Here is a 20833-nt window from a genome sequence, read left to right as displayed (position 1 = left end):
CTTACTGCTTCCCTGAACCTTGAGCTGGTAGTGCTTGACCTCGGAGCAGATGTCCAGGCACACCAGAAATTTGTTTTCCATCCCTGTTTTCAGCAGATTTGAAGGCGCTAAACAAAGTAAACCCAGCCAAACCCGCAGCCAAGATAGCAAAACCCATCAATCCTTGACCAAGCGTTGCACTCAAGCTGTAAAACAAAACCAGCATCGCGCTGGTTAACAGTGGCAAAGCGTAATTTCTTATCTTCATTGTGACCTCCATCGAAATTGAGGAAATCTTAACGCCAGCTTAAAATAGATAAAAATAGATAATAACTATATTATAATTAGATAAAAATCTAATCTTCGTCATTGGAGAATCTCATGTCGTCAAGGCTCCATGCCCATATTGGTACCTTCCGCCAGTTGGAAATTTTATTGGCTGTCTACGAGGAAGGAAGCATTAAATCAGCCTCCGAAGCCTTGTTCCTGACCCAACCTACTGTGTCTATGCAGTTGAAAAAGCTCTCAGAGGCCATTGGTTTACCGCTATATCAGCAAGTCGGCAGAAAGCTCAAGTTCACAGATGCTGGCTTGGCAACAGTCGCAACAGCAAAGAAAATCCTACAGAACTGTGAAGAGTTGGATATGCAACTCTCCAGCCTAAGAGGACTTAAGTCAGGAACGCTAAGGCTGGCCTGTGTCACAACAGCAAAATACTTTATTCCGCATCTACTCGGGCCTTTTTGCGAGCATTACCCTGGGATTGATATCCAGTTTACTATCGCCAACCGACAACAGATCATCGACCGCCTGGAGCAAGGCTTGGATGACTTTTATGTATTCAGTCATTTACCTGAAGGGCTCGATCTCGATGTAATTGAGTTTATGTCTAATGACTTGGTCGCCATTGCCGAAGCCGATCACCCTCTGGCAAACCAGCCCTCGGTATCATTAGAAGAGTTCTGCCAACAAGATTTCCTCATCAGGGAACAAGGCTCAGGTACCCGATATGCCATCGAGGGCTTTTTCAATGAGCAACAGTATAAACCCAACATCAAAATGACAATCGCCAGTAATGAAGCCATCATTCATTCGGTACTGTCACGACTTGGCGTTTCAATCCTGTCGGCCCATACGCTCGCCTTTGGAGAGATTTATGGTGTGAAAACACTCAATGTAGAAGGGTTACCTATCCAATCTAAGTGGTCCTTTTCATGGACAAAAGCCGAGAGCTTATCCCCTATCGCCCAGGTATTTCTGAGCTATGTGGAAACCGAAGGCCGAGAGGTGATGAAAAAAGCGGTTCAGTTTTAATATAACTCGGCAGCCATGTCGCATCTCAATAGGCATTAAACACGCAACAAGAATGAAAGACCTTTCTCTTACTTCTGAGCCTGCAGCCTTGGTCAATTGAGGCTAGGCTTAACCCTAAAATGGTAGGAAGAAGCAACAGAGAGTTTCCAATGCTGCATCAACTTATCCTGATTTTAATGGGTCCTATTTTTTGGGTGCAAGGCAAGTATGTCCGAAAATCTATTCCGTGCCTCAGTGAAGCGGAAGGGCCTCGTCAGGGCCGAAGTGGACAAGGTAAACAACCATTAAGAGTCTTACTACTTGGCGACTCCGCCGCAGCCGGTGTTGGAGCCAAATGCCAGTCACAAGCTCTATCTGGCCAGCTAATTTCAGCGTTAGAAAAGCATTTTAAAGTCGAATGGCAACTTATCGCTAAAACGGGTTTTACTACCAAACAGGTCCTCCAGTCTGTCATGTTACATCCCAAGCAGATGTATGATGTCGTGGTGATTTCTGCAGGTGTTAATGACGTGACCAAACCGACCAGTGCGGCTAAGTGGCTCAAACACCAACAGACACTTACCAATACACTACGAAGCCATTTCTCTTGCCAACACATCATCCTCAATGAAATTCCGCCTATGGAGGTCTTTCCGTCCCTCCCCCATCCATTACGTTGGTATCTAGGCAGCAAGGCCAAGGCTTTCAACCGAAAACTAGCAAAATGGGTAGATACTCAGCCAGATTGTGAACTGGTCAACATAGGGGGACCACTTGATGTAGTCCATATGGCCGTTGATGGTTTCCACCCCGGCCCACAAATTTACCAGCAATGGGGACAAGCGGTGGCAAAACTCATTAAGGCACGGTGGTCCTCACACCGATAAAAACCATTTCTGCTAGTTATTAATATTATTGTTTTTAGTGAATTTTATTATTTCTTAGTATCTGTACACCTAAATTTCATCAAAAAGCTAAAGAACTTTACTTACCAGCCTCAATATTTAATTGTTATTCTTTTAATCAGTATCACCTAAACATTATCAACATATGACTAGTTTTAATCGCCACTTCATGCAATCGCATATCATTCATCACGTCTTCAGCTAAAAAATCCAAATAACATTTATAACATTACTTGAGAGCAAACCCTTGCACGTTCTAAAAAAGTAAAAAACAATACTGTTATGTTGTTAATACAACTTTGCAAAGTTGTCTCACACCCCAAAAACCACAAACCCTGTGTTGTTTTTAGGTTAAACAACAAGTTACTTAACATCATATGTTTAGCAAACTTATAGGATTTGTTGCCACTTGGTTTAAGTGCAAAAAAACAAAATATGTAATAACTTTTGATTCTCAACAAAGTCGATTCACCTCACATTTTATATTTTAACCATCGTTAATATCTCACCCCGAAAAATAACCAATCAGGTAGAAACCTATGAGTAATCGCTCACCTATAAAAGTAGTTGCAATATCAACTATTATCGCAATGGCTGTTATATTCATTGCGCAAGTTGTTATTGGAACAAAAAATATTTCATTCGGGGAAATAAACATTGCCATCCTGCCAATGCTGTTTGCCGTAACGATCGGGATGATCATTTCTTTAAATCCAGTACGTAATAAAATTAGTGCATGGGGTAAGATCTTCACCGAAGAAGAAGAATCTTTCTCATCAAAAATGGTCGGCTTCTGCTTGCTTGTGCTGGGCACCCAGTACGCAGGTATGATCATTCCAAACATCGACATCATTTTGGATGCTGGTATCCCGCTTATCTTCCAAGAGCTAGGCAACCTGTTGCCAATTCTGGTAGCAATTCCGTTGGCCGTGAAATTTGGTATGGGCCGTGAGGCAATCGGTGCATGCTCATCGATTAGCCGTGAACCTTCTATCGCTGTAATCCAGGGCAAATACGGTACCGGCACCAAAGAGTACATCGGTGTTCTGGCGATTTACCTGTGTGGTTCGGTGATCGGTACCCTTTGGTTCAGTGTACTGGGTAGTGTTGGCCCATTAACGGGTATTCACCCACTAGCACTTGCTGCCGGTACTGGTGTAGGCAGTGGTTCAATGCTAAGTGCAGCATCTGGTGCCTTGGTTAGCAACCTTAACCCAGAGATGGCTCAGCAAGCTCTTAGTATTGCTGCGGCATCTAACCTGCTTTCATCTGTACTAGGTGCACTATCGCTTACATTTATCGGTATTCCACTTGCCGAATTCGTTTACAAAATTTGCCAGAAGAAAGAGGTGCAAGATGCAGTCGGTGCTTAATGATATGAAGTTTGTGTTCTTGGCACTGTTGCTTGCCATGTTCACACAAACCCTGACTTCGGGTATCAGCTTCTTTAATATGTGGGATAGCTTCATCGCGATGTCGATTGTAGTATTCCTATCACTGGTGGCCAAAAACTACATCAAGTCACCACTACCGACTTTTGCCTACGCGACCATTATCGGTATTTTGATTTGTTTACCCGAAACAGCAGTAAGAACGTTCTTCCTCGATTCAATCGGCAAAGTACAGTTCCTGTCTTGTACAGTACCTCTATTGGCCTTTGCTGGTCTGTCTGTCGGTGGCAAGATGGAAGAGCTGAAAAAGCTTTCTTGGAAAGTGATTGTATTGTTCCTAGTGGTTTCAACTAGCTGTTTCCTAGGCGCATCTTTGATTGCACAAATTGGCTTCTCAATGAAAGGGATTATCTAATGCTGTCTCGTTTTAATATCGACAATAAGCTTCTTGAGCTAACCACTTTTAGCATCACGGCTCGCCAAGATTTACATCAAATCCCTGAGCTGTCTGGCGAAGAATACAAGACATCCGCATACTGCCAGAACATCATGAATGAGTGTGGCTACGCTATCACGACTTATGAAGGCTATACCGGCTTTATCGCTGATTTGATTGTTGGTGACTCGTTCAAGATGGTTGCCTTCCGTGCTGATATGGACGCACTGGAGATGGATGACCTTACTGACAACGAACATACTTCAAAGCATGCTGGCCGTGCCCACAACTGTGGCCACGATGTCCATATGGCAACGCTGCTAACTGCGGCAAAATATCTGTCAGCTTACAAGGATGAACTAAAGCACAACGTGCGTTTCATCTTCCAGATGGCTGAAGAAGATATGCGTGTCGATGGCGCGAACAAGATGGTCGAACTGGGCTGTATGAATGGCGTGAACGAAGTCTATGCCCTTCACAATGACGCAGCGCTTGAATGTGGTTTCGTCAGCATCAACAATGGCATTATGTCTTCTTACGGCAGTGCCTGGACTCTGGACATCGAGGGCAAATCTGCCCATGGCTCTACACCTCATAAAGGGCTTGATGCAATCCGCGAAGGTGCACGAATTGTCGAAGACATGGACTACATCGTCGCCAAGCAAACTAACCCGTTCTCGCCAGCGGTATTTGTCTGCGGCATGTTCAACGGTGGTACGGTGCCAAACGCTGTAGCTGCTAATGTCCAAGCTCGCGGGACAATCCGCTCGATGGACAGTGAAACTGACGAAGTACTACGTAACAGCTTCGAATCAATTGTTGCCCAGAGCAAGCTTCGTGGTTTCAACACCTCTATGACTTACTGCGGTTACCCTGCCATTATCAACCATCCTGAAGCTTATCAGCGTGTGGTTGAAGCAGCCAGTGATGCGGTTCCTGCTGATATGATGAACATCAATGGCTCGCCAATGACCGGCAGTGAAGATTTCAGCTACATGGTTAACGCTACTGAAGACAAACGCGGTGCGTTCTTCTTCTTGGGTTCAGGTAACAAAGAGAAAGGGATCTGTAACTACCTTCACTCTAACCCGTACTATGTTGATGAACATGCCCCGCTGGTAGGCGCACAAATCTTCATTAATATCGCCACCAGATAAGCGAGTAACACCGCTACATAAACAAGGCCTAGCATATACTCTAGGCTTTTTTCTTTTTAGCTCCGTCACCCTTAAAGCCCTAACCAACCTTTATTTGAAAGGTACATAGCTCCCACAATACCGACAAATTAACTAGCTAGCAGAAATGAATGACAGATATTCATAATGTATCAATTTCAATTAAGTTAACATGGTGAATAACCTTGTAAAAATCTGATGGGAATGGATATCATCTCTATGCTAAACATAAAAAGTCATCTCGAAGATAATAATCTAATAAATATTAAAGATTATTCTTTTATCGATGGTCGAATAATCACTGCCGAGTTTAATAATACTATTTTAATCGTGCAACAGGACAGTATTCGAAGTGAATATGACATTGATATTGTAACAATTGCTAAAGATATTAAGTGCAATATATACACAAACTATTTTTATTCTTATGATTCTTTTAGCATCCGAAAACTAATGTATATAGTCTCTAAAATGAAGCAGCAAGACAAATACAACACTAACATTAAAAAATAATTTAAAAAAGAGATTTTAACCCTGCACAATATCAGGGTTAACGCTCTACTGCCTTAGAATTAAGCTTCTCTAAATCTTTATTTCTGGTAAATCAGGATAACACCAACTGCATAATAAAGTTTACATCAAGACAAAAAAGTTAAAATCTTTGACAACACAGGCCAAAAATAAAAACAATCTGTAATAAATATTATTAGCAACTTCATTGATTAATAGTAAATAGACATTTTTTAATTTTTCCCATTAACCCTGGTTCTATTCTATCCCAATTAAAATTTTCGATATCAGCAGTATCTTTATTCCATGATTCAATACTTTGAAATTGAGAGTAATTAGGTAAATCGTTTTCCCAGTGTTTATCGATTAATCCTTGTACATATCCATAACAATACATATGTTGCATATATTCTTTACTAAACGGAGCGTTTGATGGGGTATCAGGAATTCTATGATCTATATATGAATAATTGAAGGTAGCTCCAATCAACTTACTTTGATGATATATATTATTAATATTATTTCGACCTTGATACTTTATCATCGTTGATATTGACCGCCCCGATATATTAGTCAACGTAGGCTGTGTTGGCTCCCAAATAGCACCTATACGCGAGTTATTTATCATCCAAATATGACTTACTCTGTTTTCTGGCAGATTAATCCCTAACTCAGTAAGTTGCTTATCTTCAACACTTGATAATTCTTCAACATCCATATTTTCTGGAATGAAAAAGGCTTGAGCTATAACACCACCATCTACGTGTAGCTCATCATAAGTAACGCCATTGATATTCAATGGAATAAGAACGGGTTCAAATACACCAGGAATTGAAGCGGATGCTATAAGTACACTTTGGAATAGACGCTCTGCCTCTTCAGTCTCATGCATTGCAATCTCCCCCATATTCCATATCACAGGTCGCTGGGCGTCAAGATTCGTGGTTTTTACTAAAAAAGTTCTCCCTCGTAAGTATTCTTGTTTGACTTTATCTAATAATTCACGATCAATTTCATCTCTGACTAGCTCCTCAAACCTTGCAGTATTCAATAACGATGAGCTTGAAAAAATTTGCCAAATATATCGTGTTTGATAAAGGTCTTGATCAGAAAGTTCTGTATAAAATGCCCTTAGTTTATGATCATAATCTTCACCTAAGAACGCATATAATCCTAAAATAGCTCCAGTACTTATTCCTGTTACCATGCGGAACTCTGGTCGTTTACCACTTTCTGTCATACCATTTAAAAGACCAGCACCATATGCACCATTTGCCCCACCTCCTGATATTGTCAAGAAGTGTTGCGGTTTAATATTGCCAGCGTCATCCACAACAAGATTTTTGTCGAAAGTAGTACTTCGCAGCTTTTCATCAAAAACATATTGTTCAACTGAATATGGTACATCCCCCCAATGCCTGAGTGTTTTAGAACTCAACAAACCATCATTAACTTTTAAATGTGAAGGTACAGGGTTACGTTGTTGACCATTACTACAACCAAATAAAACAAGAGACAACAAAAAGACGAAAGTTTTTTTATACATATATTTCCCAATATAACCTGCAACAATTAAATTAATTACTCCGGAACATAGAACAATTATCATTGCCAGTATAATACTGATTAAGAATTTACTTTAAATATCATAACAATACCATCCATACAGAACCATGAATAAGAGATATTCAAATATGAGTACATTTAATTATAACTATAGTTCAGCAACAATTATAAATTCAGTATATTTTTATTAAGATATCGATTTCCAGATCACAATTTTTTAAATACTTACGTAATCTGTCTGAACATCAATGACGAACATTACTAAACATGCGGCCTTTATTACCTAGCTTTGACCCACCTAACATCTTTCTTCCCAAAATCCCGCTACACTCCGCGCCAATTATTCCTATAGCACATATTCAACGTGTACAGTTATGGCAACCATTAAAGATGTCGCCCAGTTGGCAGGCGTATCCACCGCGACGGTATCACGCGTTATCAACCGCTCTGCTTACGTAGAGCCTGTTACCTTGGAGCGGGTTGAAAAAGCCATCAAAAGCTTGAACTACCAGCGTGACGCAAGGGCCACAGCCCTGGCTAGCCGATCCAATAATACACTCGGTCTACTGACCGGTAACCTTGCAGATCCATTCTTTGCCCTTATCGCCAAGCATGTTGAAGAAGTGGCACGGCAGCAAGGCTGTCAGCTAGTTGTTGTCAGCGGCGGCCATAATGCCCAGCGGGAAAAAGAAGGATTGGATTTTCTTATCAGCCAAGGCTGCGAAGCCATGGTGGTCCACTCCAAGATGCTCGACGACTCGACCCTGCTCAGATACAGCGCACAGCTGCCTGCGATGGTGCTGCTTAACCGGACTATTCCCCAGATAGCCAATCGATCGGTGTGGGTCGATAACCGCAAGGGAGCGGCTGAATCTGTCAGTTACCTGATTGCCCAAGGACACCGTAAGATAGCCTGTGTCACCAGTGATCTTCCGATTGAAGACAGGACAGATCGACTCGAAGGCTATCGTGATGCCATGCAACAAGCGAACTTGGTGATAGAGCCAAACTGGATCATCAACCAGAACTTCAGCGAGCATGGTGGTGAATTGGCTGGTGAGCAGTTGCTTACCCAGTGTCCCGAAGTGACCGCTGTCGTCACTTTCAACGATGTCATGGCAGCTGGCCTAATGACAAGCCTGCACTCTCATGGCTTGAATGTCCCCGGCGACATATCGATAGTAGGTTTTGACGATGTTTTGCTGGCCCGTTATCTCTACCCTCGCCTGTCGACCATACACAACCCGATTGACGAGATGTCCGCCCATGCAGCCAAGCTTGCCCTCAAGCTCAAAGCCAGTGGTTTGAACCCGCCTAGCGATCACCAGTTTCAAGCGACTTTAATCGAGAGACAAACCGTTGCAAGGCCCAGAAAGCCCCTTTTAAGCAAAAAAATGTGACGAAACTCATATGTACATACGCCATGTAAGCGCTTACATGAAACCAGCACCTAGCTCTCATTTTGCGATTAGGTGCGCTTTTAACATTGTGTCATTGAAACAAACCTGTACTGACTCAAAGAGGACAACACAATGACAAATACAAAGCCTCTGCCATCACTTCCGCTGGCGATAGCCCCTATCGCGGTAATGTTTGGCTTACTGGCAATTGGTTACGGCATGCTTGGACTGCGTATCGAACCACTACTATTAGTTTCAGCTGCGTTTACCGGCTTTATCGCTTATCGCATGGGTTACAACTGGGATGACATCATGGGAGCTATTGTTGAGAAGCTCGCCAAAGCCATGCCGGTTATCCTCATTCTGGTCTCGGTCGGTGGCTTGATAGCCAGCTGGATGATCAGCGGTACCATCCCCTACATGGTCTACTGGGGCCTGAAAGTCATCAGCCCTGAATACATCTTGATTGCCGCCTTCTTTGTCACCAGTGTCGTGTCGGTGTGTACCGGTACATCTTGGGGCTCGGCAGGTACAGTCGGTGTCGCACTCATGGGTGTTGCTGCTGGCTTGGATGTCTCCCTTGCCGCTGCTGCGGGTGCTGTGGTTTCCGGTGCTTACTTTGGCGATAAAATCTCCCCACTTTCGGATTCAACCAACTTCGCACCTGTGGTGTCTGGAACCACCCTTTATGAGCACATCCAGCACATGCTCTACACCACATTGCCAGGCTTTGTGATCGCTTCTATCGTCTTTTTCTTTGCAGGTCAGCACGGTGATATCGCCGGTGTTGCTGAGCCCCAAAAAGTGGTCGAGATCCTAGCTGGCCTTGAAAGCCTTTATAACCTAAACATCCTGCTTGTTATCCCACCAGCAATGATCCTTTGGGGCGCATTGACTAAGAAGCCGGTGATCCCTTTGATGCTGACTGCTTCGGCAATTGCACTTGGTCTGGGTATGGTGTTCCAAGGCTTTAGCCTGCAACAAGGTTTCCAAGCTTATGTCGATGGCTTCAACATCAGCATGTTCAGCGCCAACGGCCACGCAATCGATACTATCATTCCAGATGTTTCAAAGCTGCTTAATCGCGGTGGCTTATTCTCGATGATGAGTACTATCCTGTTGGTCTTCTGTGCCTTTGCCTTTGCGGGGATCCTTAGCCTTACAGGTGCACTCAATGTTGTACTTGGACACTTCCTGCACCTTATCCGCACAACAGGCCAGTTAATCCTGTCGACCGTGATCGCGACTATCACCGTTGTGTTCACCACTTCCGATGGCAAGCTGGCACTGCTTATCCCGGGTGAACTGTTCCAAAACGCTTACCGCAAAATGGGGCTAGATACCAAGAACCTATCTCGTACCATCGAAGATGCCGGCACCATTATTGAACCACTAGTCCCTTGGACTGCCGCAGGTGTTTACATGGCCGGAACCTTGGGCGTATCCACCTTGGACTACCTACCATGGGCAATCCAGTGTTATACCGGCGTGATCTTCGCCATTATCTACGGCTTCACTGGCTTCGGTATTGCCAAAGCACCAGTTACCCAAGCACCAATGAATCAGGCAACTGAGCAAGCATCAGAACAACAAGCAACAAACCCTTCGGCAGTTGCTGAAGTGAAATAAGGTAACACCATGACAGTAACTTTCGACCAGGTTCATGACCGCCGTTCAACCGGCTCACTCAAGTGGGACTTCATGACCGAAAAGCTGGGGCTTGATTCTGAAGAGCGCCTTCCTATGTGGGTATCGGATTACGATTTCCAAGCGCCGCCAGCAGTATTGGAAGCGCTAAACCAACGTATTGGGCATGGCATCTTTGGTTATGCCGAGCGAAACAATGAGTATTACCAAGCGATCATCAACTGGTATCAGCAGCAACATGGGATCAATATCGATCAAAACTGGATCACTACGGTCCACGGTGTGTTACCCGGCCTGTCGATGTTAATCCAGATGCTGACTGAAGCTGGCGACAAGGTGGTCATGCAAACCCCTGGCTATGGCTCATTCCGCAAGATCACCGAACTCAATGATCGTGAAATCGTTGCTAACCCTCTGATAAACGACAATGGCGACTACCGTATGGATCTTGGCCACCTCGAGCAATGCTTTGAGCAAGGCTGTAAGGTGATGATCTTCTGTAACCCGCACAACCCTGTAGGCAAAGCTTGGTCGCGAGAAGAGATTCTGTCATTGGCCGAGTTGTGTGAACGCTATCAGGTGTGGTTGCTGAGTGATGAAATCTGGGGCGATTTGGCTATGCCTGGCCATCAATATCACTCCGCACTGGCATTACCCGAGCGCTTGCACAAGCGTCTTGTGGTCGCCACTGCCGCGAGTAAGACATTTGGCCTGTCATCACTGCGGATCTCTAATTTCATGATCCCAAACAGCGAATTGAAAGCTCGCTTTGTCCGTCGACTGGATGCCCATGGTATGGATGTCTATAACAGCCTGGCAATGTGCGCAGCGACGACCGCTTACCAGTCATCTGCTGATTGGCTCAATGCGTTGAAGCTCTATTTGCAGGGTAATATCGACACCTTAGCGACCTTTATTGAAAAAGAGCTACCTCAACTGCACTTCCAGCCACCACAAGCTGGCTACCTAGCTTGGGTCGATTGCCGCGAGCTAACCCTTGAAGATGCTGTTCTAGAACAAAGGTTGGTTGAAGCAGGCATCGTACCGAGCATGGGGGTTGCTTTCGGCACGGAAGGTTCAGGCTATATCCGCTTGAATTTAGGTTGCCCGCGAGAGACCCTGCTTGAGGCTTGCCAGCGATTGAAAATGGCACTGTCGGTATAAGTCACTTCTGGTCACTCACCTATCAGAACGTAGAGTGACAAACTTAAAAAGGATCTGATTGTGTCAGATCCTTTTTTATTGGGCTCACGGCCCTGTCTGCTTATATAGCCTTGTCTGCTTGTATGGGCAATGCAAATACACAACGACTCAGCGCTTATTTGTATATATCTAACCCCACCCACAATGGTTAAAAAAATAAGCTCAAGATCTCATTTTAGCAACACTGTTAACATCACGATCACAAACAGTCCAACTATAAACTTACTCAGCACTCTTTTGTATATACATTATTGTCAATTAAACAAGGAGAGTGCTATGAGTCAAATGAGTGAATCTACCCCCTCCCATACCAATCACTGGTTTCGGTTGTTGGGGTTAAGTGCTATTGGGATCTTTCTCTTTTTTGTACCAGTCACCTTTAACGACAAGCAGAGTATCCCCCTCGATCATATTGTTACCTTTATCAAAACCAGCCTTGGCAGTGGCGCTGCTTGGTATGCAATTGCAATGATTTTAGCTGGGGCTATCTATCCCTTGGTGACAGGAAAGTGGCGGCAAAATACGACTGAAAAAGTATTTCTGGTACTAAAATGGCTAGGTGTGGTTGCTGCTATCTTAGCGGTTACCAAGTCGGGACCTGCCATCTTGCAACAGCCAGATATGTTGCCATTTCTTTTTAACAAGCTAGTCATATCCGTGGGATTAATCGTTCCCGTCGGCTCCGTTTTTCTGGCCTTCCTAGTAAGTTACGGCTTGCTTGAAACCATCGGGATTTTATTACAGAAACTGATGCAGCCTATATGGCGGACTCCTGGCAGGAGCGCCATCGATGCCGTAGCCTCATTTGTGGGTAGCTATTCTATTGGCTTGTTGATTACCAATCGTGTGTATGTTGCGGGCCATTACAGCGCGCGAGAAGCGGCAATTATAGCAACCGGCTTTTCAACAGTGTCGGCCACATTTATGATCATTGTTGCCAAAACACTCGACTTGATGCCGGTATGGAACCAGTATTTCTGGCTCACTTTACTCATTACCTTTATTGTCACAGCGATTACGGTTCGACTTCCTCCCCTTTCACGCATTAATAACGAAGCCCAACATAGGGAGCCGAGTACAGTCAAAGGAAGTCGAATCAAAGTCGCAATAGAAAACGGCCTAGCCGTTGCCGAGAAAGCCCCACCGATTGGCAAGAACATCTTGGACAACTTCAAAGATGGTTTAGTCATGACAATCAGCATCTTACCTTCAATTATGTCAGTGGGTGTTATTGGCTTACTCGTCGCAAAATACACCCCAGTATTTGATTGGATCGGCTACTTATTCTATCCAGTAACCTTGATCTGGGGCTTGGAAGATGGAATGGCATTGGCCAGAGCAAGTGCTTCAGGGCTAGCAGAAATGTTCTTGCCTGCCTTACTCATGAAAGATGCTGATATTATTGCCCGCTTTTCGGCTGGTGTCGTTTGTGTATCCTCGATATTGTTTTTCTCAGCATCGATTCCATGCATTCTGGCAACAAGGATCCCACTTAATGTTTTCCAGCTTGTCATAGTCTGGTTCATCCGAACTTTCCTAAGCCTTATGCTCGCTATCCCTACTGCACTGTTTTTATTCGGCTAATATCTTAAAAAAGGATCTGACTAAGTCAGATCCTTTCTTCTTAAATCAAACCACTATTAATTGGGATCAAGGCTCCCGACAGCTGATGTCTTGTCGGCTGGCTGATATCTATCATGACGCTTGCCATCTGTGCTGGGTCGACAAAGTCAGCGGGGTTAATATCAGGCAAGGCTCTCCTGTTTACTTCGGTATTAATGATGGTTGGCAAAACTGCATTGACGGTAACATTGGTATTGATCAGCTCTGCCGCCAAACTCTCAACTAAGCCGTTCAACGCCATTTTGGAAGCCATATAAGGACCAAAACCTGCACCAATGAAACGCGAGGTATCCCTCGCCGAAACAAACACCATACTGCGGCGGTGTTCACCCAACATCATGGGTACAAGGGCTTTCGCCATTGTCCATGCGGTCTGGAAATTGGCATTGAACAGGCGCTCGACCTCCTCGGCTTCCACATGTTGCCAGTGATTCCAAGAGAATACACCAGCACAATGGTAGTGAGCTTCTATTGTACCCAGGTGCGTTATTGCTTCTTCCACCATACGGCGGGCCGATTTTTCATCGGCCATATCACCATAGATAATTTTTATCGCCCCTTTGTGCCTCTCCTCGAGTTGGCCGCCTCTTTGCTCATCCCCACCCCGAGCAAAACCTACTAGCTTGGTGCCCTCAGATATGAGTTGTTCGATAATCTTGCCAGCCACTTCAGAAAATGGGGCTGCGACAGTTGCTGTTTTGATCATTAGATACCTCTCTTTTTTCAGGAGTATATCTGAATGCCTTTTGCCATTGCCGCAAAGCAGTTTTGCTTTATGTACATACTTTATCGGAGCAGTTGCAGGCTTGCCCTTTCGCACATGATCTGGGCAAACTCAGTACCTTGCCTATTCTCCACTTCCTTGACTAGCTCCGTCAGTAAAACTTCCAGATCTTCAACACTTTTTGTTCTCGCCGATTGCGCCATGTAGTCGGCGATACTTTGCCTTGCTTCCTGCTTTTTACACATTGTTTCATCCTTTACATTGAATCCCAGTCACCCACATCTTAATTTTCAGTCCACATTGATCAACTGATCGCGCTCACAAAACTTTTTTCAAAAACAAAATTAAACAATTTAAAATCAGTAATTTAAATTGAAGTGTCGTGAAATGACTTTGACTTTTTGAATTGGTAATAACACTCCATTACAACTCATTTTGGATTTTCAACATCCGGTAAAATCCATTGCTCAAATGCTGGTTCGATTTCATCCGGGGCTCCATCAATTTGAACTCGTCTTGCTTAGACCAGGTCAAATCATCTTGATGACGGCGTCTTACCTGCCAAAATTTATCGGGATTTGCATCCTGTAAATACATCTTCAATTCACGGGCAAACTCTTCACTTTCAACGAGCAATCCCAACTCTAAATTCGTCATGTCAGATCGCGGATCAAAATTCGAAGAACCAATAAAAGAGATCCTATTATCAGCAATAAACGCTTTGTTGTGGTAGTAGCCATGGCTATTAAAATAATTACCTCGGTGTAACGAGTGGCTATCGTATTCAAATATTTTTATGCCCATTTCCAATAAATCCGAACGATATGCCTGATAATAAGCGGCTGCAAATGGCGAATCATTAGATGCCACTGAGTTTGTCAATACGGTAACACCTATATCACGCTCTACTAATGCAGAAAACATCGAATCATGCTCTTGAGACTGAATCATATAGGGAGTAGAGAGCACTAATTCTTCCATAGGCCATTCATTGATATTTGCAAAATGCTCAATGCGCTTACGCAGATAAGACTGGCTATCGCTGCGCTTCCGCTTAGAGTCAAACATCGGGAAAAGGTCAGCGCCGATATAATTTGGCTCTGGTAACAAATCCACCTTTCGCTCTATCGACTCTACAATCAGCTTATTTTTAGCCGTGGTTTGTTGGTACGCCATAACAAACGAACCCCGATGGCGCTTCGCGCTATAGGCGATCACGGCTCTGACTGGCACTACCAGCTCGCTACCCCATAACTGGCTAAAGTTCTCTTCATACGCACTAATCACCTCACCTTTGACCAGTACATCGAGATCGAAAAAGTTAGCATCAGGGCTATAACCAAAATAGTCATCACCTATATTTCTTCCTCCCAGTACCATTAACTGACCATCAACATTGAAATACTTTTCATGGAGGCGGTGATTTAGCCGTTCACGGTGCATTTCGAAGTCTGCTGCACGGGTTAGCCATCCCATCTTTCTAGCGTTAAATGGGTTAAACAGCTTTATAGACAGGTTCGGGTGTCTATCAATATCAACCAGCCATTTTTCATCGAATATCAACAGATCGTCGACAATCACCGACACTTTCACACCCCGCTTTGCGGCAGCGAGCAGTTCATTCCACAATGTCATGCCTGAGGCGTCAGCGTTCCAGCTAAAGTACTCTGCTTCTATATACCGCTCTGCATTTCGTACAGCCTGGATACGGTATGCCAAAGCCATAGAGGCCTCGGGGATCAGATACACCTCTCCCTGATAGGCTTTGGGTAAAGACATTGACTCTTTGTTTAACCATTGCTCAGGCTTGGCTGAGCAGCCCATCAGCAGTGAGGGTACTAATATGCATAGAAGCTTAAATGGTAATTGGAAGTGAGTAGCTAATAGACTATCTCTAAGCTTTTTTATTAATGTCATCATATTAATTTAGGTGGGTGATTTATTAGTATTAAACAATATAAAATTAAACAGAGACTGAATAGCTCAAAATGATTGATGGGCTTGATCCTACAAACTGGATATAGGGATATTACTTCTACATGGTACATTACAAAACATCAATTCAACCCTATTAATCAACACTATAGAAGAATTAGGATTATGCTATCAATACCTCATGAAATATCTTTTGGTGAGATTTATTTACCTCCACTACTTGTTGTCATGACAATAGCATATTTACTAGCAATCAGTGTATCAAACATCTGTGGAAAGCTCGGTTGGCATAAATATATTTACTCACCTGCTATTGCTGAGTTCTCCCTCATGGTTATTTTTGTAGAAGTATTTAGTCGATTCATTGCAATTGTATAAATTCAGGCCATTCCATGTTTAAAAAACTCATTTTCACTATCCCGCTTATTGCACTTGCAGGGCATATTCTGATCAATAAATATGAGCAGATGGATCATTACCCTTGGACACGTGATGCCCAAGTACGCGCTCATATTATTCAGATTACTCCCCGTGTAACAGGGCCAATCATAAACCTTGCCGTTACGGATGATAGCGAAGTGAAGAAAGGCGATTTGCTGTTCGAGATCGATCCAAGTATCTATAAAGCGGATCTCGAGAAAGCAGAAGCCCAAGAACAGCAAGCGACAGAGCAACTGAAAAAAGCCAAGAACGAGGAAAGCCGCTCGTTGGCATTATCACGTCGTCAGCCAGGTTCTGTGCCAATCTTGAACCTCAATAACTTGCACATTGCCGTTACCACGGCTCAGGCAAACCTCGCGGCAGCGAAAGCCGTTGTTCACGAAGCAAAGTTGAACCTAACATTCACAAAAGTGATGGCACCAGCGGATGGCTATATTACCAACCTCAACCTACGTGAAGGTACTCAGGTTGTGGCCAATCAACCGACCGTGGCCCTGATAGACAAACACAGTTTCTGGGTAGAAGGTTTCTTCAAAGAAACAGACCTGCAAAATGTCAGTCAAGGTGACTTGGGCGTGATTACCCTAATGATGCACCCTGACCAACCATTTGAAGGCAAAATTTCGAGCATCGGTTACGGTATTTCACAGCAAGATGGCAGTACTGGCAATGCTTTGCTTCCTACGGTGAACCCAAACTTCGAGTGGATTCGCCTCGCCCAGCGTATCCCGGTTAAATTTCACTTTGAAATGCCACGGGATGATATTCAGCTTCGTGTAGGAACCACTGCATCTGTAAAAATCATTAAAGAAGAGAGCAACTAATGATGTTGAAGCTCAGCCCAGCAACCAAAGAAGCACTTAAAGTCGCGATTGCTTTTACGCTATCGATCGTGATCGCCATTGCTTTAGGATGGCAGAAGCCCTACTGGGCAGCGATCTCTGTCATTGTTGTTGCGGCGAACGACAACTACAACGTAGCAATCAAGCATGGACGCAACCGACTGTTTGGTACAATCGCAGGTGTGATTTTTGCCGTCTTTAATGTCCACTACTTTGCTCAGGACAGAGAGATGTTTATTTTCAGCGTCCTGTGCTTCGCAGCCATCTGTGTCTATATGTCCAATTGGCAGCGTTATGGCTATGCTTTCAAGATGGCATTCACCGTCGGTATTATCATTGCTGCCATGGGCCAGTTCGACAGTTTCTCAACCTTTGATTTTGCTGTACTTAGGGTGCAAGAGACAACACTGGGGATCTTGGTTTACTCCCTTGTTTTCCAATTTATATGGCCAAGAAACACCGAGTCGCTTTTTAATCAATCCATTAGCCAACTTACTGAGAGGCATATTGAGCAAGTTAAAAGGCAACTTACTGCTCTCTACCTATCAGGAAGTTGCAGTGACATTTCAGATGAAGAAAACGACCAGTCTAGTAAAGAAAACAACCAGTTAGCATTACTGTTAAAGGAAGCCATTTCCGATAGTTCTCGTATTTACTCGCAGCGCAAAATATGGATGAAGCTTGCCGCGTATTTACTTGACACTAATGATGAAAAGGCAGCTTCAACTGATAACAATGACACGCTTAAAAAACACCTGCAGCAAAGGTATCTGACCCTGCAGCAAATAAAGCGACTGCTTTGTCGTCAAGATATCGAGGCCATTGCTCATCTTGCGCCGATCACATCAATGAAACCAATTGAGATCAAGAATGATTTCTGGGGTGAGGTGAAAACTGCACTGATAGCGAACTATCAAAATCGCTTGATCTATGTTTTCCGTTCATTGGCAGCACTGAGCACATGCTATGCATTGTGGATTTATTTACCTATGCCAGCAGGTATTCTATTTCCATTAATTGCATCAAGCTTTGTCAATGCGCTGTGTGATGCACCATCAGCCTATTATAAATATGCGGTATTGGGGATTTGCAGTTTCAGTGTTGTGTTCTTGTTAGAATATATCTTTATTCTGCCCGCCCTCACAGAGGTCTATGAGCTTGCCGCTTTTTACTTTATCAATATCTATTTGGTATGGAAAATGTTTGCGGGGCCACAGTTATCAGTCTTGAGAGTACTGGGAGGCAATATGCTGGTCGTTCTGACAATGTCAGCCCTATATTTAACCCCGGTATATTCAATCACCCAATCTCTTAATATGTTGCTGTTCATTTTCATCATATTAATTGTTGTTAGATTCTATACCATGCTCACGGAGGAGATTGGTGAAGGGATGATGGGATTAAAACCCAAGGCCAGCGGTGAGGGGCAATAGGCACTAGTGCATTTAATAGCCCATAGCCCATAGCCCATAGCCCATAGCCCATAGCCCATAGCCCATAGCCCATAGCGAAGTTATTCCATTTAGCAGATAGCTTCTCTTTTATTGCTCAACATTAAATTAGTGTACTCATACCATGACTTATGAAATATCGACCTTGATGTCGTTTACATTTGCGATCCTATTGCTGTTTATTGGCAAGGGGTTAATCGAACGCTTTGAGATTTTACAGAAATATTCTTTTCCAGAGCCGGTAATTGGCGGTTTTGTCTGTGCGGCAACCGTTGCCCTACTCTATTACTTTGCCAATATTGAAGTCTCATTTTCATTAGAAATAAGAGACTTCCTATTATTGTATTTCTTTGCTGGCATTGGGCTACAGGCAAAAATCAAAACCTTACTCAAAGGTGGTAAGCCGTTGCTTATCTTATTAGTACTTGCTGCCAGTTTTATCTTTCTACAAAACGTCGTCGGTATGAGCGTAGCCTCTCTGTTTGGTCTCGACCCTAAGGCGGGCCTGCTCTCTGGCTCAATCAGTTTGATTGGTGGTATTGGAACAACACTAGCTTGGGCACCAACCTTTGTCCAAGATCTTGGTATCAGCAATGCCATGGAATTGGGCGTTGCATCCAATACCGTCGGATTAATTACAGCGTGTGTCATCGGTGGCCCGATTGCCAACTACTTACTTAAACGCCACAAGCTTTCAGCGTCGAAAGACCATGACCTAACAATTGGATCACAGTTTGATGAAGCGCAAAAGGTTGAATTAAGCCATTATGCAGTATTATGGGCATGGGCTTGGCTCAACGTAACCATTACCATTGGCTACAGTATTGATAAGCTGCTAAAAGCCAGTGGAGCTAACCTACCACTGTTCGTAAGTTGTCTACTTGCGGGTATTATTGTAGGTAACACAGGTCGTTTGTTATTTACCAAAAACAAAACCCAAGAGAAAATTTTTCAGGGCCAGAAAGGCTTGGCAATGATCTCTGATATCTGTCTGGGTATGTTCCTAACAATGGCGCTGATGGGGCTTAAACTATGGGACTTAGAAGGGTTATTTGGCTATATCTCTGTGATAATGTCGGCACAAATTCTGTTGTCTATCGTGTTTACGCTCACTGCTGTGTACTACATGATGGGGCGCAACTATGACTCTGTCGTCATTTGTTCTGGCTTCGGTGGTATTACACTGGGTTCGACGGCAACAGCCATCGTCAACATGACAGCAGTTACCAGCAAATACGGCTCGAGCCCGCAAGCTTTCATCGTCGTACCTTTGGTCTGCGGCTTTTTCATCGACATAATCAATGCCTTGATGATTGGGTTTTTCGTTGGACTATAAAACACCTTAACTTTAAAGAGATCGATATACATCGATCTCTTTTCATATTCTCATCTCTAACCATTCATAATTTCAATAAAGCATTCTCTTATGGCCCATATTTTACCCAATAGAAAGCGTATCCTAGATTTAACATCAGACCAAAAAGAACTGAGAAGACAATTCCGATGGGAAACCATTAATGCGATTTCATATAAGATTGGTGGCTTGTTGTTTGTCATTGGCAGCTACTTCTTCTTTCCAAGTCAAACACAAAATCAGATAATTGGGTCTTGGTTATTCCTTTCAGCTTCAATGATTTATTTACTGGTTAACCTACACGACCTGTCAGTAATCAGAGTCCATTATGCTAATCAAAAAAACCACGACATCAAGTTGAAACTGGAATACTTGAGTGTATGGATATATTTCGTTGGGACGTGTTGTTTTTTATTTGGCCGAGTTGTGTCATTTGATTTTATCGGCATGCCAATTTATGGTACATATCTATTTATATTTGGTAGTTTGCTATTCTTTATTGGTGCAGCAATCAATATAGCATTAGTTACTAAAGAAGAGTCACTCAAACAACTACAACTATCAAATTTAACGTCCATTACCTTCATGCTCGGCTCTGTTTTGTTTTTCGTCGCATCAATACCTGCCATATGGAACTTTGAGTACGTAAACGACAAAGTGGTTGTTCAAGGCTTTCTCGCCTCTCAGTTTATGCTAGGTAGCATCTTCTTTTTATTAGGCGGGGTTTTCAACTATTATCGTCTTTATGATATCGTTCAAGAAGCGATAACTCTTACGAAAAAGCAGTAAAAATAAGCTAATTCAAGTAGATAACAATAAGTTATTTTGTATTCACTACGATAAATTAGAAGTTTAAGTCCGTAACAAATTATCAGTAGTGGATGTAGCAATAACTCGAATTTGAAATTGACGGATGTAACCCTCCAAAACCGATTGTATCTTTTTTAACCACCAGCTT

At 43.4% G+C, this 20833-nt stretch carries 19 protein-coding genes; 14 read left to right on the top strand and 5 right to left on the bottom strand.

Annotation, left to right across the window (positions count from 1 at the left end; translation table 11 throughout):
- Position 1 precedes the first annotated feature (1 nt).
- Positions 2-247 carry a hypothetical protein gene (locus ACXAD4_RS08180; protein WP_475240464.1) on the bottom strand — a complete coding sequence of 82 codons (246 nt, stop codon included), beginning with the start codon at positions 245-247 and terminating at the stop codon, positions 2-4.
- Positions 248-360: 113 nt separating this feature from the next.
- Here ACXAD4_RS08180 and ACXAD4_RS08175 point away from each other — a divergent pair, with 113 nt between their 5' ends.
- The 5 genes from ACXAD4_RS08175 (at position 361) to ACXAD4_RS08155 (ending at position 5161) form a co-directional block, all read left to right on the top strand.
- Entirely contained in the window at positions 361-1293 is a 933-nt protein-coding gene (locus tag ACXAD4_RS08175; RefSeq protein WP_475240462.1) for a LysR family transcriptional regulator, read from the top strand.
- A gap of 149 nt (positions 1294-1442) precedes the next feature.
- The gene (locus ACXAD4_RS08170) at positions 1443-2159 is read left to right on the top strand and encodes an SGNH/GDSL hydrolase family protein (RefSeq protein WP_475240460.1); all 717 of its coding nucleotides are present in this window, start codon (positions 1443-1445) and stop codon (positions 2157-2159) included.
- 557 nt (positions 2160-2716) lie between these two features.
- Positions 2717-3550: a DUF3100 domain-containing protein gene (locus ACXAD4_RS08165; protein ID WP_475240459.1), complete on the top strand. Its 834-nt coding sequence runs from the start codon at positions 2717-2719 to the stop codon at positions 3548-3550.
- Positions 3534-3983, top strand: a complete 450-nt coding sequence (locus ACXAD4_RS08160) for a hypothetical protein (protein WP_475240458.1) — start codon at positions 3534-3536, stop codon at positions 3981-3983. Before ACXAD4_RS08165 ends, ACXAD4_RS08160 begins: the two co-directional genes overlap by 17 nt.
- On the top strand, positions 3983-5161 hold the full coding sequence (locus ACXAD4_RS08155; protein WP_475240456.1) for a M20 metallopeptidase family protein: 1179 nt from the start codon (positions 3983-3985) through the stop codon (positions 5159-5161). Before ACXAD4_RS08160 ends, ACXAD4_RS08155 begins: the two co-directional genes overlap by 1 nt.
- Before the next feature lie 733 nt (positions 5162-5894).
- Here the strand turns inward: ACXAD4_RS08155 and ACXAD4_RS08150 are convergent.
- Entirely contained in the window at positions 5895-7235 is a 1341-nt protein-coding gene (locus ACXAD4_RS08150) for a patatin-like phospholipase family protein (protein WP_475240455.1), read from the bottom strand.
- A 394-nt stretch (positions 7236-7629) separates the two neighbouring features.
- Between ACXAD4_RS08150 and ACXAD4_RS08145 the strand changes: the two genes are divergently transcribed.
- The 4 genes from ACXAD4_RS08145 to ACXAD4_RS08130 all read left to right on the top strand — a co-directional run bounded on the left by ACXAD4_RS08145 (position 7630) and on the right by ACXAD4_RS08130 (position 13089).
- Positions 7630-8655, top strand: a complete 1026-nt coding sequence (locus ACXAD4_RS08145) for a LacI family DNA-binding transcriptional regulator (RefSeq protein ID WP_475240453.1) — start codon at positions 7630-7632, stop codon at positions 8653-8655.
- A gap of 132 nt (positions 8656-8787) precedes the next feature.
- Complete coding sequence (gene nhaC, locus ACXAD4_RS08140) at positions 8788-10284, top strand: Na+/H+ antiporter NhaC (RefSeq protein WP_475240451.1); 1497 nt, start codon at positions 8788-8790, stop codon at positions 10282-10284.
- A 9-nt stretch (positions 10285-10293) separates the two neighbouring features.
- Complete coding sequence (locus ACXAD4_RS08135; RefSeq protein ID WP_475240449.1) at positions 10294-11466, top strand: MalY/PatB family protein; 1173 nt, start codon at positions 10294-10296, stop codon at positions 11464-11466.
- Positions 11467-11781: 315 nt separating this feature from the next.
- On the top strand, positions 11782-13089 hold the full coding sequence (locus tag ACXAD4_RS08130; protein WP_475240447.1) for a YjiH family protein: 1308 nt from the start codon (positions 11782-11784) through the stop codon (positions 13087-13089).
- Positions 13090-13129: 40 nt separating this feature from the next.
- Here ACXAD4_RS08130 and ACXAD4_RS08125 read toward each other — a convergent pair whose 3' ends face one another.
- The 3 genes from ACXAD4_RS08125 to ACXAD4_RS08115 all read right to left on the bottom strand — a co-directional run bounded on the left by ACXAD4_RS08125 (position 13130) and on the right by ACXAD4_RS08115 (position 15772).
- A complete protein-coding gene (locus tag ACXAD4_RS08125) occupies positions 13130-13834 on the bottom strand; it encodes an SDR family NAD(P)-dependent oxidoreductase (RefSeq protein WP_475240444.1) in 705 nt (234 codons plus the stop codon).
- Between the two features lie 80 nt (positions 13835-13914).
- Positions 13915-14097 (bottom strand): hypothetical protein, encoded by a 183-nt coding sequence (locus ACXAD4_RS08120; RefSeq protein ID WP_475240441.1) that lies wholly within the window; start codon positions 14095-14097, stop codon positions 13915-13917.
- A gap of 178 nt (positions 14098-14275) precedes the next feature.
- Positions 14276-15772: a phospholipase D family protein gene (locus ACXAD4_RS08115; protein ID WP_475240438.1), complete on the bottom strand. Its 1497-nt coding sequence runs from the start codon at positions 15770-15772 to the stop codon at positions 14276-14278.
- A gap of 75 nt (positions 15773-15847) precedes the next feature.
- Between ACXAD4_RS08115 and ACXAD4_RS08110 the strand changes: the two genes are divergently transcribed.
- From ACXAD4_RS08110 to ACXAD4_RS08090, 5 genes are all read left to right on the top strand, one after another.
- The gene (locus tag ACXAD4_RS08110) at positions 15848-16165 is read left to right on the top strand and encodes a DUF1656 domain-containing protein (protein ID WP_475240435.1); all 318 of its coding nucleotides are present in this window, start codon (positions 15848-15850) and stop codon (positions 16163-16165) included.
- 14 nt (positions 16166-16179) lie between these two features.
- On the top strand, positions 16180-17052 hold the full coding sequence (locus ACXAD4_RS08105; RefSeq protein WP_475240433.1) for an efflux RND transporter periplasmic adaptor subunit: 873 nt from the start codon (positions 16180-16182) through the stop codon (positions 17050-17052).
- Positions 17052-18503 (top strand): FUSC family protein, encoded by a 1452-nt coding sequence (locus tag ACXAD4_RS08100; RefSeq protein WP_475240430.1) that lies wholly within the window; start codon positions 17052-17054, stop codon positions 18501-18503. Before ACXAD4_RS08105 ends, ACXAD4_RS08100 begins: the two co-directional genes overlap by 1 nt.
- Before the next feature lie 142 nt (positions 18504-18645).
- A complete protein-coding gene (gltS, locus tag ACXAD4_RS08095) occupies positions 18646-19857 on the top strand; it encodes a sodium/glutamate symporter (RefSeq protein ID WP_475240427.1) in 1212 nt (403 codons plus the stop codon).
- A 90-nt stretch (positions 19858-19947) separates the two neighbouring features.
- Positions 19948-20664: a YrhK family protein gene (locus ACXAD4_RS08090; protein WP_475240425.1), complete on the top strand. Its 717-nt coding sequence runs from the start codon at positions 19948-19950 to the stop codon at positions 20662-20664.
- Positions 20665-20833: the final 169 nt, after the last annotated feature.

Source organism: Photobacterium sp. AWH4_225 (assembly GCF_056158405.1).
Note: the sequence above shows the minus strand (reverse complement) of the source record. Positions and strands in the feature narration are given on the sequence as shown.

Coding starts and splice junctions, on each gene's coding strand:
- ACXAD4_RS08100 (WP_475240430.1), top strand. CDS start 17,052: ATGATGTTGAAGCTCAGCCCAGCAACCAAAGAAGCACTTAAAGTCGCG.
- ACXAD4_RS08120 (WP_475240441.1), bottom strand. CDS start 14,097: ATGTGTAAAAAGCAGGAAGCAAGGCAAAGTATCGCCGACTACATGGCG.
- ACXAD4_RS08175 (WP_475240462.1), top strand. CDS start 361: ATGTCGTCAAGGCTCCATGCCCATATTGGTACCTTCCGCCAGTTGGAA.
- ACXAD4_RS08170 (WP_475240460.1), top strand. CDS start 1,443: ATGCTGCATCAACTTATCCTGATTTTAATGGGTCCTATTTTTTGGGTG.
- ACXAD4_RS08180 (WP_475240464.1), bottom strand. CDS start 247: ATGAAGATAAGAAATTACGCTTTGCCACTGTTAACCAGCGCGATGCTG.
- ACXAD4_RS08090 (WP_475240425.1), top strand. CDS start 19,948: ATGGCCCATATTTTACCCAATAGAAAGCGTATCCTAGATTTAACATCA.
- ACXAD4_RS08130 (WP_475240447.1), top strand. CDS start 11,782: ATGAGTCAAATGAGTGAATCTACCCCCTCCCATACCAATCACTGGTTT.
- ACXAD4_RS08160 (WP_475240458.1), top strand. CDS start 3,534: ATGCAGTCGGTGCTTAATGATATGAAGTTTGTGTTCTTGGCACTGTTG.
- gltS (WP_475240427.1), top strand. CDS start 18,646: ATGACTTATGAAATATCGACCTTGATGTCGTTTACATTTGCGATCCTA.
- ACXAD4_RS08115 (WP_475240438.1), bottom strand. CDS start 15,772: ATGATGACATTAATAAAAAAGCTTAGAGATAGTCTATTAGCTACTCAC.
- ACXAD4_RS08165 (WP_475240459.1), top strand. CDS start 2,717: ATGAGTAATCGCTCACCTATAAAAGTAGTTGCAATATCAACTATTATC.
- nhaC (WP_475240451.1), top strand. CDS start 8,788: ATGACAAATACAAAGCCTCTGCCATCACTTCCGCTGGCGATAGCCCCT.
- ACXAD4_RS08105 (WP_475240433.1), top strand. CDS start 16,180: ATGTTTAAAAAACTCATTTTCACTATCCCGCTTATTGCACTTGCAGGG.
- ACXAD4_RS08155 (WP_475240456.1), top strand. CDS start 3,983: ATGCTGTCTCGTTTTAATATCGACAATAAGCTTCTTGAGCTAACCACT.
- ACXAD4_RS08145 (WP_475240453.1), top strand. CDS start 7,630: ATGGCAACCATTAAAGATGTCGCCCAGTTGGCAGGCGTATCCACCGCG.
- ACXAD4_RS08125 (WP_475240444.1), bottom strand. CDS start 13,834: ATGATCAAAACAGCAACTGTCGCAGCCCCATTTTCTGAAGTGGCTGGC.
- ACXAD4_RS08150 (WP_475240455.1), bottom strand. CDS start 7,235: ATGTATAAAAAAACTTTCGTCTTTTTGTTGTCTCTTGTTTTATTTGGT.
- ACXAD4_RS08110 (WP_475240435.1), top strand. CDS start 15,848: ATGGGCTTGATCCTACAAACTGGATATAGGGATATTACTTCTACATGG.
- ACXAD4_RS08135 (WP_475240449.1), top strand. CDS start 10,294: ATGACAGTAACTTTCGACCAGGTTCATGACCGCCGTTCAACCGGCTCA.